We start from the raw sequence: 14,389 nt of genomic DNA, 5'->3' as shown, positions 1-14,389 counted from the left end.
ATTTATACCTCCTATTTTGACCAATTAAATAGAGCTTTTGAACTTAGTTCATTTTTTAATTCATTTGTTACTTCTACATTTGATGGTGAAAGAATATATACTCCCTTTTCAATTTGTTGTAATTCTCCGCCTAAAGCATAACATGAACCACTGATGAAATCTAATAATCTTTGTGCAATCTTTAGTTCCAAAACCGTTGTGTTTACTAATACTATTCTTCTATTCTTAAGTGCTTCACAAATTTCAGTAGCCTCTTCATAATCGATTGGCTTAGTTATTGTTACCTTTGTAGTCGAAGATGTATGGATATTTACAACCTTACTATTCTTCTTATTGGTAATAACAGGTTCTATTTCGTCTTCATCCTTCACCTGTTCTTCGTATTGTTCTTCTTCGTACTCGTCATACTCCTCGTAGTCCTCAAACCCTAATAAAGATTTAACTTTTGATATAACATTACCCATTATTTTCGCCTCCTAAATTATAATTTCTTTCTCCAAATATTCCTGTTCCTATTCTTACTAAGTTAGAACCTTCTTCTATAGCTGTCATAAAATCATGAGTCATCCCCATTGATAATATTTTCATACTAATATTATTATAATTTTTTTCCTTAAGCTCATCAAATATTTTTTTTGTTTTCTTAAAATATTTTCTATTGCTTTCTTCATCCCCTATTGGAATAATAACCATTATACCTTTTACAGAAACAAATTTGCATTTTTCAATTGCTTCTATGAATTCATATAAATCTTCTTCCAAAATTCCACTTTTGCTTTCCTCTCTTCCAATATTAATTTGGATTAAAGTATTAGCAACCTTGTTAACTTTACTAAACTGCTTTTCAATTTCATTTAGCAAACTAATACTAGATAAAGAATGTATCAAATGTACCTTATCTACTAAATACTTAACTTTATTACTTTGAAGCTGTCCTATAAAATGCCATCGTACATCCTCATGAAAATTTTCGGATTTTTTTACTAATTCTTGAACTTTATTTTCCCCAAAATCTCTCATTCCTGCCATATACGCATCTTCTAGAGCCTCTAATGGCTTCGTTTTTGAAACAGCTAAGAGCGTTACTTGTTCTGGAATTTTGGATCTTAGTTCTTCAATATTTTGCTTAATTCCCATACTATAACACCTTACTAAATTATTCCTTTCTTTATCACTTTGTATAATATTCTATATAAACTTAAAATTTCCTTCCTAAATATCAATTAATTTCATTTTTTACTTTCATCTCTACTCATATATTTTACATTTGAATTTGCTGTCGTTGGCGGCATGATTATTTTATCTACAACTTTAATATCAACATAAAGCTTTCTAAGCATTAATTGTTTAACATGGCTTCCATCTTCAAGTAAAGCCGCCTTCAATTTTTCTGGATCTCCTATGGCATATATATTAAAAGGAGCATACTCCATTCCACCATCATCAAACCCTAAAAATGCCCAATTACAAATTACTCCAGACCATGGAAGTATTCTATGGTTATTAACACTAATCGCCTCAGCTCCAGCCACTCTAAGTTCATTTAAAACAAGCGCCATATCATTATCATGTAAAAGCTTATTATTTATTTCATCTGTATTTTCTTCAAGAGCATTTGTAGTTCCATCATTTATCTTAAGTATAATTCCTGGTCCCTCTACGTTATTTGACCCAATAAATGATTTATAATCACTAATTTGAGTTTTCATATCATCAAGGATCTTATCATTTTTTTTATCATTCTGAGCATAATTCCTAATCTTATCTTTTTTCTCATTATTATCTTCTTGAAGATTTCCAATGTCTCTATATAATGCTGCCCTTTCTTCAACAGCATTTTGGTACTCTGTTGCATTTAATTGACTATAGGACTGAATACCTTTAAAATTAAAATTCATTGATATTAAACCCCTAATATTATGGTTGCAATGAAAACAAAGAAAAAACCTTTATTATTTTTCATCACATCACCTCTCTATTTATCATCATGATTTTCTTTATCTATAGAATTATTTCTAGACCTATTTCTTCTTCTTATTTTAAATTCTTCTAATAATAGTCTGCGTATTATTGCGAAGTTATCAAATATTCTTCCTCCGAAAACTATTACCGCCGCCATATATATAGGTATTCCAAGCTTATCACCTAAATAAGCAAGTCCTGCTGCAAGTAATGCATTTCCAAAAAATCCAGATATGAATATATCTGCTTGAAAGTTTTTAGAGAGATTTCCTCTGACTGCTCCAAAAACTGAATCCAAACATGCTAGTATTGCAACAGACATGTATGGTGACAATTTATCAGATATATTAACATCTAATACAAATCCAAGTATTATTCCGATTAGTAGTCCTATAATTGCTATCAAATTAACTCTCTCCTATTCTTTAACTGATTTAATAAAGTCACTCTTCAATGACTGTTTTGATTTTCCTATAAATATATCATCTTCTGATTTAACTTCATTATTGTAGTTAGGAAGAGCAAGATATTCTAATGAACCTGGGAAAGAAATTCCAACGTTAAGTCTGCCCTTGTCTCCAATTGCCTTAATTATAATTTTATCTCTAGGATAAACTTTCCCAGTCGAACCTATGGCTATTCCATTTCCAGCAGTTTTTATTCCCGTTTGTGGTGTTATTCTAATATCATTTATAGATATTGCCTCAGCTCCTGAATACCAAAGTAAGTTAACTATATGAACCAATTCATCTTCTCCTAGATCTCTGCTACTATCATTTGTCGTAGAACCGAAAATAGATGTTTTAGGTGTTATTGTAAGAACAATACCCTGCCCTTTAACATCAACTATCCCTAAATGCATTCTAGCCTCATCAAGTTGATTTTTTATATCTTGCCCCATGTCACCATTTTTGGCTGCTGTTTCTTCCATTTGTTTTAACTGATCAGATAATTTTGAATTTGTTGACGCTAATTCTTCTTTTTCTTTTTTTAGAGATTCAACTTCTGAAATAATATCGTTTTTATCATAATTACTAATTTTTGACTCTATATTCTTATTTGATAATACCTTAAATTGATATGCCAATAAAAAGCCTAAAAGTCCACAAACAATTGCTATAAATAATTGTGATCTAGATATCTTCATTAATTACCTACCTTTCTTCCTTATAATATACAGGCGCACCATTAAATCCTACATCTACATATCCCTTAACAATCCCTATATCAGGATTTTGAATTATATGTAATAATTTATTCATTTTATCTGGTATATTTTCGTCATTACCAAGTCTTCCTTCTACTTCACCAACATATACTTTTATGTTAGTAAAATCACTTATATCAACATAATCAATTTTATAATTTGTCGGATTGATCTTTATAATTTGATAAAAAATATCTAAAAAATCTAATACTCTACTGTCATCTATCATCTTTTGTCCTAGCGCTACATCTTTTAAATCTATTCCTTTAACATTAACTAAACTTCTGTTTTCAACGCTGTCTGTTTTTTCAAGTAAATTTCCATCATTATCCAAAACATATTTATATCCATCTTTTTCAACATAATAAATCCCCTCTTTTTCTGAGATCTTTATATTGACTTGTTTAGGATACGACTTGCTTATTTCAACATTTTCTACGTATGGATTCTTTTTAGCATTGCTTATTATATTTTGTTTATTTATAAATAGAATATTCTGTCCTATTAGATTCTCTGTACCATTCTTAACATCTTCTCCACTCATTACTGGATTACCTAAAATAGAAACCTTTTTAATAATGAAAAAATTCGATTTTATTGCAAAAATTGTTCCCACTATAAATAGGACTATAATAGTCATAATTATTTTCCTTATTAGTCTTCTTCTTTGCGACCTCAAGATCAATTTATTATTATTCGTTTTTACCATACCCATCCCTATTCTTATCTATGCCTTATATATTCTAACACTTATTATTTTATAATCTTTAGTATAAATTTCATATATAATAATACCACTTTAACGATATATTTTCATCTAAAATTTAAAACTACTTTAAATAATTACCTAAAAAATACAGGGCAAAGACTTGTATTCTAATTCTTTGCCCTGTATTTTCTTATATTTCCTTAAATTCATCTTTTCCTTCAGTTTGCCTTGATATGTTTAAAAGTATTCCTATTGCCGTCATATTTATTACTAATGAAGTTCCCCCATAACTAATAAACGGTAGCGGAACCCCTGTAACTGGCATCGATCCTGTAACAACTGCAATATTTATTAAAGATTGAACTGCTACAACTCCAGTTATGCCTATTGCAAGAAGAGTACCATATGTGTCTCTAGCTTTCATCGCTACACTTATTCCTCTCCAAACAAATATTACAAAAAGTAATATTATACATATACATCCAATAAGCCCCAATTCCTCGCCGATAATGGAGAAAATAAAATCATTATGTGGCTCTGGCATATACAAAGTTTTTTGCCTTGATTGGCCAAGACCAAGCCCTGTAACCCCTCCAGCACCTAATGCATAAAATGATTGTATAAGTTGATATCCATCTCCTATTGGATCTTTCCATGGATTTGTAAAACTCATTAACCTTTTCATTCTATACGGTTCTAATACTGTAAATGCAACTGCTGCTGCAACTAATGCTGGCGCAACAATTCCAAATAAATGCTTTATTCTTCCACCTGCTGCAAATAAAACAAGAAATGTAACTATCATTATAACAGAAGCTATACTTAAATTTTTTTCAGCTAATACAATAGCTGCATAAAATCCTGATGTAGCTAAATAAGGAACTATTCCAGTTTTAAAATCTTTTACGCCTTCACCTTTCACTTCAAGACTTCTTGCTAAAAAGAGCACCACAACATATTTTGCAAGCTCAGATGGTTGAAAGCTTAACGGACCTAAATTAATCCATCTTTGCGCTCCATTAGTTCCTGGAAAAAGAAATACTGCTAATAGTATAGGTATAGTCGCTATCATTATTATAGCCGTATATTTCTTTATCTTATGATAATCAACACTCATCGCTACTGCCATCGCTATAACTCCAACAACCCCTGCCATTAATTCTTTTTTCAGAAAAAACATGCTATCTTTATACATAAACATAGCATAATAAGAACTTGCAGAATATACCATAACCACACCAATTGTTAAAAGTAATGCTACTGTATAAAATATTCCATAATCTATTTCACCCATTTTTGATTTTCTTTTGGACCCAATGACCTTCATACATAAATCCTCCAAATCTACTACTTAACTTAAAGTGCTACAAAGCCAATTATACATAAAATTGCTGTAATGCTTGAAAAAATTGTTACTATTTTTACTTCACTCCACCCAACTTGCTCAAAGTGATGATGGATCGGAGACATTCTAAATACTCTTTTACCTGTTAATTTAAATGATGTAACTTGAATTATAACAGACAATGTTTCGATTAAATATATTCCTCCAACTATAATCACAAACAACTCCATTTTTAACATTAATGCTATTGTTCCAATAACTCCCCCTAGAGCTAGCGAACCTGTATCACCCATAAATATCTTTGCAGGGAAAGCATTAAATTTTAAAAATCCAAGTAATGCTCCAGCTAATGCTATTGCAAAAACTGCTACTTCAACATTCTGTGTTCTAAAACCAATGATAGCAAAGAAAGTTAACACTATAACCGTAACTGAAGTTGCAAGTCCATCTATTCCGTCAGTTAAGTTTACAGCATTAGTTACTGCTGCATAATATACTACTATAAATGGTATGTATAGTATTCCTAAATTCAATCTAAAATTTTGATTTATAAATGGAATCAAAATATCTGTACCCACATTTGTATATCCATACCATGCTAAAGCTACTGAAAATAAGACTAGCAAAATCATCTTTTGCGCTGCTCTTAATCCTAGATTATCTTTATGAATTATTTTTAAAATATCATCTAAAAATCCAATAAATCCAAAAGCTAAAAATGAATAAAGTAATATCATTTCTCTACTCATAGGTTTTTGCCCCATAATTAATATAGCTGTAGCTGTAGCTATAAAAAATATAAGCCCTCCCATTGTTGGTGTTCCAGATTTTTTCTGATGACTTTTAGGTCCTTCTTTTCTTATATTTTGACCAAATTTCAACTTGTGTAATATCGGTATAAATATTGGTCCAAGTACTATTGAAAATAAGAACCCCATAATTAATGGTGCTAAAATTTTTGAGTTAATTAATAAGTTTATTGCTTCCCCCATCCAGTGTTGCCTAAGATATCCGAAAGAAAATAATCATGCTAAGTAATTATTTTCTTGAAGATCCTAATTAAGGCAAGTCACCTCCTTCGTGTTATTTTAAATTCTATAGATATTTGGTTATTTCCTCAAATTTTGCACTTCTAGATGCTTTAATTAAAATAGTATCATTTACTTTAATCATATCAGTTAACCTCTGCATTAATTCTTGTTTACTCTCAAACACCATTGTACGCTCTCCAAAGCCTTTCTTATAATACTCTTTAAATTCACCAGTAGTCAATAAAATATCTGCCTTATCTTTCGCAAATTCACCAACTTGGATATGTGCTTCTTCCGCATAATCTCCAAGTTCACCCATAGTTCCAAGTACTGCGATTTTCCTTGATCCAGAATAATTTTTTAGCACTTCAAGTGCAGCTTTCATTGAATCTGGATTAGCATTATAAGAATCATTTATAATAGTAAACTTATCTTTATTTATAACTTCAAGTCTCATAGAAGTAGCATTAAAATTCCCTAACCCCTTTTCCATCTCTTCAAAAGTCAACCCAAAATTTCTTGCTATTTGTATTCCTATAAGTGCGTTTAAAACATTATGTTCTCCGACCATATTTAGAGTAAATCTATAATTTTCATTATCATCAGTAACTACATCAAACGAAGTATTTTCAGATGTTAATTTTATATTCTTAGAGTAAAGATTATAAGTAGAATCATAACCTACTCTCTCTAAATTAAACTTATCACACTCAACTATTGTTTTTAGCATATCATTTTCACAGTTCACTATTAATGAGTTTTTGTTTTCAAAGAAATCTGTTATAGACATCTTCTCTTTAAGTATATTTTCTCTAGTCTTCAAATATTCTATATGAGCCACTCCAATATTAGTTATTGCACCAACATCCGGAAGTGCAATACTCGCCAACTTGTTTATCTCTCCAAAATTACTCATTCCCATTTCAAGGACAGCTATATCATAATCTTTAGAAAGTTCAAATATCATAAGTGGTAATCCAATTTCGTTATTGAAATTTCCTTGAGTTTTAAAAACTTTGTATTTTCCACTTAGAAATGCAGCTACTAAATCTTTTGTTGAAGTCTTACCAGTAGATCCTGTTATCCCAACTACCTTTACTCCAATTTTCTTTCTGTAAAACCTAGCCAAATCTCCTAAAGCTTCTTTAGTATCTTTTACTTTAATAATAGTTCCCCTATTTTTTAACTCTTCAATTTTAAACTTCACATCATCAATTATTATTATAGATGCCCCTTTTTCGATAGCTTGTATTGTATAATCATTGCCATTAAAATTCTCTCCTTTTAATGCAATGAATAAATTATTTTCCTGAATTTTTCTAGTATCAGTTGAAATCTTATTAAAAATACCTTCGTTATTTTTAACTATTATTTCTCCATCCACTGCCTTAATTATTTCCGCTAAATTTAAATCCAAGTTCATCCACCCCTTATTTTCCTGTTAACTTCATCACCAAAATAACAATCCTAAATATCGCTTAAATCCGTCATTGTTACATTATGAATAAGCTCCCTAATTGTTCATGTTATCTAATATTTCTTTTACAATTTCTCTTTCATCAAAATGTATAGTTTCATCTTTCAATACTTGGTAAGTTTCATGACCCTTACCCGCAATAACTATTACGTCATTATCTAGAGCTATATCTATAGATTTTTTTATTGCTTCTTTTCTATTTTCTATTACAAAATAATTATCCTTATCAATTCCAGATTCAATATCTTTTATTATACTTAGAGGTTCCTCACTTCTAGGGTTATCTGATGTCACAATTGTAATGTCTGCAATATCTGTAGATATTTTACCCATTTCAGGCCTTTTTACCTTATCCCTGTCTCCCCCACAACCAAATACAGATATCAATCTTCCTTTTGTAAATGCCTTAGCTGTCTTTAATATATTTTCTAAACCATCTGGAGTATGTGCATAATCTATGATGATTTCATAACCTAAATTATATTCTTTTGCTACTCTTTCACATCTTCCCAAAACTACTACATTTTCAATGCCGCTTTTTATATCCTTTATAGGCATACCTAATTTAAAACACGCTGCTATTGCACCTAACGCATTATATATATTATATTCACCTGGTATATTTAAAACAAATTGCTCATCTTCTTTCAAGTTGAGTTTAAATTTGATTTCTTTACTTCCCATTTCTTCATCAAAAGCTTTAAAATCTGAAATGCTTTTTACTGAGAATGAATATATATCATCACATTTTAAATTGTTTAAATCACTAATTACTTGTCTCCCGTAATTATCGTCAACATTAACAATTTTTATTCTAGATCTTTCAAACAATTTAAACTTTGCCTTATAATAATTTTCAAAAGTCTTGTGAAAATCCAAATGATCTCTAGTCAAATTAGTAAATATTCCAACCTGAAATTCAATACCATAAACTCTATCTAATGCTAATGAATGGGAAGACACTTCCATAACACAATACTCTACACCTTTATCAACCATTTCAGAAAATAATTCTTGAAGCTCTAAGGATTCTGGAGTTGTTCTTTCAGTATGAATTTTTTCATCACCTATAAAATTTGCAATAGTTCCGATAAGACCAACTTTTTTATTACTTTCTTCTAAAATATGCTTAATCATAAAAGCTGTAGTAGTTTTCCCATTAGTTCCAGTAACTCCAATTATCTTCATTTTAGAACTAGGATTATCATAATAATTTGCTCCCATTAATGCCAATGCTTTTCTTGTATCATTGCATTTAATAATGGTAATATTCTCATCCTTTATTTCTATATCATCTTGGATTACTATAACTTTTGCTCCGTTTTCAATAGCTTTTTCTATATATTTATGGCCATCAGTTGCATATCCTTTTACACAGACAAAAACATCATCATTGCCAGCTTTTCTGCTATCATAGTTTATTTTGTTAACTTCAATATCAATATCACCCTGAATTGATTCATAATCTATTCCTTTTAAAATACTTTTCAAATTCATATTGAATTCCTCCTAATTAACTTATGGTATATGAATATTTTAATTTATTTTTTATATTAATAATTATTACGTTTAAGAAAATTAAATGCACAATTATTATCTAATCTCAACGAATATGATTTATTTTGTATGTAATGATCTTATGAACTATGAAATCCATTAATTAGAACTTATATGATAAAAAAATATAGCATGCGAGCACCCCCACATGCTAGTATTTTATCATTCGCCAATTTACTTTAAATTTTCCGCAAAAAGCGATTTTAATTTAAATTTCCTATATATCTACCATTATTCTTAATCTTCATAATACGAACTTAAAATCAACTCGGCAGTTGTTCCTTTAGGTATAACTTCACCTTCTGAAATATTCTGTACTGAAACAACTCCATTTCCTTCAAAAGTTGCTGTTATTCCAAGATTTTTTAATAAAGTAGTCGCATCCTCTTTTAAATATCCCCTAACATTTGGCATTACAACATTATTATTATAAGTCGCATCCCCACTTGTGTAAAGAGTTATTTTAGAACCTTCCTTTACTGATGAACCTGGATATGGCTTCATACTTAATATTGTTTCTTCATTTCCATCTATATTAAAATCTAGGCCTTTATCCTTTAATACTTTCTCAGCATCTGAAACTTTCATGTTTCTAACTTCTGGGATAATAATATCCTTAACAATTTTCTCATTAGAAGATGCACTATCTAAATAGTTAAAGATACCTGTAAACAGCATTTTTGCATATGGTACTGCTACTTGTGAAGCATAGTATTCACCGTTACTAGGCTCATCAACAGTTATCATAACTGTAACTTTAGGATCATTAGCTGGAGCCATTCCCACAAATGAAGATATATATTTGCCTTCTCCATACTTACCACCAACAACCTTTTCTGCAGTTCCTGTTTTACCCCCAATGTGATATCCCTCTATAAAAGTTCCAGTTGCTGTTCCTCCAGTTACAACACCTTCAAGATAACTTCTAAGTTCTGCTGTTTTTTCTGCACTTGCGACTGTAGCAGTCGTAGGTTTAAAAGTTTCATCAACAATCTTAACACTATTTTCATCATTATGAGTAATTTCTTTCATTACGTGAGGTTGAATTAGAGTACCTCCATTAGCAATAGCATTAAATGCAGCCATATATTGAACAGAATTTACTGTATTAGTCTGTCCAAATGATATTGTTGCAAGATCCGCTTCTGAAACTTTATCGATTGGTTTCACAATTCCAGATGCCTCCCCTGGTAAGTCAATTCCACTTACTTTTCCGAATCCGAACTTATTAATAGATTCATACAATTTGTCTTTACCAATCATTTGTCCTAATTTTACAAAACACACATTTGATGAATTCTGAATGATTTGAAGTAAATTTTGAAGTTTATTTTCTCGTTCCGCATCCTTCACTACAATTCCACCTACAGATATTGATCCATTATCCACAAATTGTGTATCTTTATTTGCAACATTGTTTTCTAGACCAGATATAGTAGTGATTACTTTAAATATTGATCCTGGTTCAAACGTATCACTTACCAATCTATTTCTCCACATTTTCTGTATCTTATCAGTGAGGTCTGCTCCATCAAATTTACTTGCTCCATCATATGGATTATTAGGATCAAAATCTGGTTTATTTACCATTCCTAGAACTTCCCCAGTCTTAGGATTCATTACTAATATCGAAACTTCTTTAGCTTTATCATCTTTATAGGCTTTTTGTGCTATATTTTCAACAATGTTTTGGATATTTTCATCGATAGTTAAAGTAACATCTTTTCCATTTACAGGTTCCGTATATTGAGAAACTGTATAAGGCAAATCTTCATTATTTTTATCAAGCTCCGCAACCTTCATTCCAGGAATTCCTGACAAATATGAATTATATTGAAGTTCTACACCACTTAATCCTTTGCCATCAGGATCAGTAGTTCCTAAAACATGCGATAGAAAATTATTATTAGGATAATATCTTTTAGTATCTTGCGAAACTATAATTCCATTTATATTAAGTTCTTTTACTTTATCCGCTATATCTTTTTCTATTTTTCGTGCTACAGTCACAGAAAATGCATCTGCCCCACTTGGAAGCTTCTTTTCTAAATCCGCTTTTATTTCTGACACATCCATATTCAATACTTTCGCAATTACGGGTGCAATATCATCGTTTGTTAAGCCACTTCCTTCTGTAGGGATCGGAATTCCTACACTTTTCATATTGGTAAGCTCTTTATTTGGAATGGATTTTACAGATCTTTTCAAGTAATTCCTTATTGAATTTAAATCAAAATCCACTCTATAGACATTAGCAGATACAGCTAGCTCATTTCCATTTCTATCCAGAACTTCTCCTCTTTTAGCATCTATTTTCACTTCACTTGTCCACTGTTCTTCAGCTCTTGCAGAATAGTCTTTTCCATCAACCATCATTATATAAGAGAGTCTAATTATTAATATAGCAAAAATAGCTGTTAATGAAAAAGCGACACTTCTCGTTCTCTTTCGTATTTTTACTTTACTTACATGTTTTTTCTTTTTCAATACCTGTTCCTCCATTTATTTTCCTCTGAATAAAACACTAATTTAGATATTCACCTATTAGCTGAGTATTGCTTTTAACAATTCTAATAAAATACGTAAATATATAACGGATATTATTACTAAAAAATATTAGTATGCGAGAATTCTCACATACTAATATTTTTTCATTTGTATAATTCATACCAACCCCCTTACAAAACATACCCGTTTCGTTTTAAAGTTTTAGTATTAATTTATTCTCACTTTTTAATCCTTATAGTCTGAACTTAATGTCAACTTAACAGTTGTTCCCTTTGTTATAACTTCACCTTGAGAAATATCTTGTTCTGAGACTGCTCCACTTCCTTCAAAGGCAGGCACTATTCCAAGCTTCTTCAATAGTGTATTAGCATCTTCCTTTGAATATCCCCTAACATCAGGCATTACAACATTATTATTATTTGTTCCATCGCTACTTGTATAAAGATTTATTTTTGACCCTTCTTTTACCGAATATCCTGGATATGGTGTTAAGTTTACTACTGACTCCCCATCACCATCTATATTAAAATCTAACTTGGCATCCTTCAACGCTTTTTTAGCATCATCAACTTTCATTCCTCTAACTTCTGGAATAATAACATCTCTAGTAATTTGTCCCATATTTTCATCAGAAAATTTGTTATTAAGGTAATTAAAAATATCAGTAAATAATGGTTTTGCTGGCGGTACAGCTACTTGTGCCGCATAATAAGCACCATTACTTGGTTCATCAATAGTTACCATCATAGTAATTTTAGGATCATCCACAGGCGCCATTCCAACAAATGAAGATATATACTTACCTTCTTGATATCTTCCATCAATAACTTTCTGAGCCGTACCTGTTTTACCGCCTATATGGTAACCTTCTATAAATGTTCCTGTTCCAGATCCCCCAGTAATAACCCTTTCAAGATAACTTCTAAGTTCTGCTGTCTTTTCAGTACTTGCAACTGTTGTTGTCTTGGGCTTAAAAGCTTCATCGACAATATTAACATTATTTTCATCTTCATGAGTGATTTCTTTCATTACATGTGGTTGTATCAAAGTTCCGCCATTAGCAATAGCATTAAACGCAGTCATATATTGAACTGAATTAACCGTATTAGTTTGACCAAAAGATATTGTAGCAAGATCTGCCTCAGAAACCTTATCAACTGGTTTAACAATTCCTTTTGCTTCTCCAGGTAAATCAATTCCACTCGCTTTTCCAAAACCGAATTTATTAATATATTCACATAATTTTTCTTTTCCAATCATTGCCCCAAGCTCCATGAAGCCTACATTACATGAATTTTGAATTATGTCTGGGAATACTTCTGCTCCATGCCCCTGAGTTCTCCAGCACTTAGGAGTAATTCCTCCAACTTTTAATGAACCTCCACAATAAAACTTACTATCCTTATTTACAATGTTTTCTTCAAGACCTGTAATAGCTGTTACTACCTTAAATATTGAACCAGGTTCAAAAGTATCATTTACAAGCCTATTTCTCCACATTTTTTGTACTTTGTCATCTGAATTTGCCCCATCAAATTTATCTGCACCATCACGCGGATTATTAGGATCAAAATCAGGTTTGTTTACCATTGCTAAAACTTCACCTGTTTTAGGATCCATAACAAGAATTGAGACTGCCTTAGCTTTTGTATCATTATAAGCTTGTGTGGCAGCTTTTTCCGCAAAATTTTGTATATTCTCATCAATTGTAAGTGTAACATCTTTACCGTTTACCGGTGCTGTAAACTGAGATATTGTATAAGGTAAATCTCTATTATTTTTATCAAGTTCTGCTATCTTCATTCCAGGAATTCCTGATAAATACGAATTATATTGAAGCTCTACTCCTGTAAGCCCTTTACCATCAACATTAGTACTTCCAAGTACATGTGATAAGAAATTATTATTTGGATAATATCTTTTAGTATCTGGTGATACTAAAACTCCACTTATATTAAGATCTTTTACCTTATCTGCCTGTTCTTTTTCTATCCTTCTAATTAAAGTAGCAGATCCAGCCTTTGCTCCACTTGGAAGCCTTGTTTCAAGCTTATCTTTTACTTTATCTACATCTAAATCTAATGCCTTTGCAATAACAGGCGCAATATCATCAGTTTTTAATCCATCATCTCCAGAAGGTATTGGAATTCCTACACTTTTCATATGCTCTATTTCTGTTTTTGATAAATCCTTTAATCCTCTTGATAAATATGCTCTTATAGAGTTCAAATCGAAGTCTACTCTATAAACATTCGCAGATACCGCTAATTCTTTACCATTCCTATCTAATATCCTTCCTCTTATGGCATCTATTTTTACCTCACTTGTCCACTGTTCTTCTGCTCTTGCTGCATAATCAGCTCTTTTAACTATCATTATATAAGAAAGTCTAAGAGTTAATATTACAAAAACAATTGTCAACGCAAAAGCTGCTATACTCATCCTTTGGCGCATCTTTGCCCTATCTTTATAATTCTTTTTTTTCAACTTTTATTTCCCCCATGCACACTTTCTTTTACATAAAACCCAAAAGAACCAAGATAAAGCCAATTAATTTTCTAATATAATTACTTATTTTTTATTATTTTAAGTA

Annotated in this window: 11 protein-coding genes and 1 pseudogene; all 12 read right to left on the bottom strand. The window is 30.8% G+C overall.

The features are described 5' to 3' along the window. Positions 1 to 11: 11 nt before the first annotated feature. Positions 12 to 464 carry a cell division protein SepF gene (locus AXY43_RS23065; protein ID WP_011968915.1) on the bottom strand — a complete coding sequence of 151 codons (453 nt, stop codon included), beginning with the start codon at positions 462 to 464 and terminating at the stop codon, positions 12 to 14. Further along, a complete protein-coding gene (locus AXY43_RS23060) occupies positions 457 to 1,137 on the bottom strand; it encodes a YggS family pyridoxal phosphate-dependent enzyme (RefSeq protein ID WP_039770591.1) in 681 nt (226 codons plus the stop codon). Before AXY43_RS23060 ends, AXY43_RS23065 begins: the two co-directional genes overlap by 8 nt. Before the next feature lie 92 nt (positions 1,138 to 1,229). Continuing rightward, a pseudogene (locus AXY43_RS23055) lies at positions 1,230 to 1,963 on the bottom strand (DUF881 domain-containing protein). A gap of 12 nt (positions 1,964 to 1,975) precedes the next feature. Further along, positions 1,976 to 2,368, bottom strand: a complete 393-nt coding sequence (locus AXY43_RS23050) for a small basic family protein (RefSeq protein ID WP_011968912.1) — start codon at positions 2,366 to 2,368, stop codon at positions 1,976 to 1,978. Between the two features lie 12 nt (positions 2,369 to 2,380). Further along, positions 2,381 to 3,109 carry a DUF881 domain-containing protein gene (locus AXY43_RS23045; protein ID WP_011968911.1) on the bottom strand — a complete coding sequence of 243 codons (729 nt, stop codon included), beginning with the start codon at positions 3,107 to 3,109 and terminating at the stop codon, positions 2,381 to 2,383. Between the two features lie 7 nt (positions 3,110 to 3,116). Then, positions 3,117 to 3,878 carry a cell division protein FtsQ/DivIB gene (locus AXY43_RS23040; protein ID WP_011968910.1) on the bottom strand — a complete coding sequence of 254 codons (762 nt, stop codon included), beginning with the start codon at positions 3,876 to 3,878 and terminating at the stop codon, positions 3,117 to 3,119. Between the two features lie 190 nt (positions 3,879 to 4,068). Continuing rightward, a complete protein-coding gene (gene spoVE / locus AXY43_RS23035) occupies positions 4,069 to 5,205 on the bottom strand; it encodes a stage V sporulation protein E (protein ID WP_017208869.1) in 1,137 nt (378 codons plus the stop codon). Positions 5,206 to 5,234: 29 nt separating this feature from the next. Next, a complete protein-coding gene (gene mraY / locus AXY43_RS23030) occupies positions 5,235 to 6,215 on the bottom strand; it encodes a phospho-N-acetylmuramoyl-pentapeptide-transferase (RefSeq protein WP_011968908.1) in 981 nt (326 codons plus the stop codon). Between the two features lie 103 nt (positions 6,216 to 6,318). Then, positions 6,319 to 7,671 (bottom strand): UDP-N-acetylmuramoyl-tripeptide--D-alanyl-D-alanine ligase, encoded by a 1,353-nt coding sequence (locus AXY43_RS23025; protein WP_011968907.1) that lies wholly within the window; start codon positions 7,669 to 7,671, stop codon positions 6,319 to 6,321. 96 nt (positions 7,672 to 7,767) lie between these two features. Continuing rightward, the gene (locus AXY43_RS23020) at positions 7,768 to 9,228 is read right to left on the bottom strand and encodes a UDP-N-acetylmuramoyl-L-alanyl-D-glutamate--2,6-diaminopimelate ligase (RefSeq protein WP_077868080.1); all 1,461 of its coding nucleotides are present in this window, start codon (positions 9,226 to 9,228) and stop codon (positions 7,768 to 7,770) included. A 297-nt stretch (positions 9,229 to 9,525) separates the two neighbouring features. Beyond that, positions 9,526 to 11,790 carry a stage V sporulation protein D gene (locus AXY43_RS23015; protein ID WP_105412215.1) on the bottom strand — a complete coding sequence of 755 codons (2,265 nt, stop codon included), beginning with the start codon at positions 11,788 to 11,790 and terminating at the stop codon, positions 9,526 to 9,528. A gap of 231 nt (positions 11,791 to 12,021) precedes the next feature. Then, positions 12,022 to 14,283, bottom strand: a complete 2,262-nt coding sequence (locus AXY43_RS23010; RefSeq protein WP_023974740.1) for a stage V sporulation protein D — start codon at positions 14,281 to 14,283, stop codon at positions 12,022 to 12,024. Between the last annotated feature and the right edge of the window lie 106 nt (positions 14,284 to 14,389).

This window comes from Clostridium sp. MF28 (assembly GCF_002969175.1).
GTDB classification, from domain to species: Bacteria; Bacillota; Clostridia; order Clostridiales; family Clostridiaceae; genus Clostridium; species Clostridium beijerinckii.
This window is presented reverse-complemented; position numbering and strand designations above follow the sequence as displayed.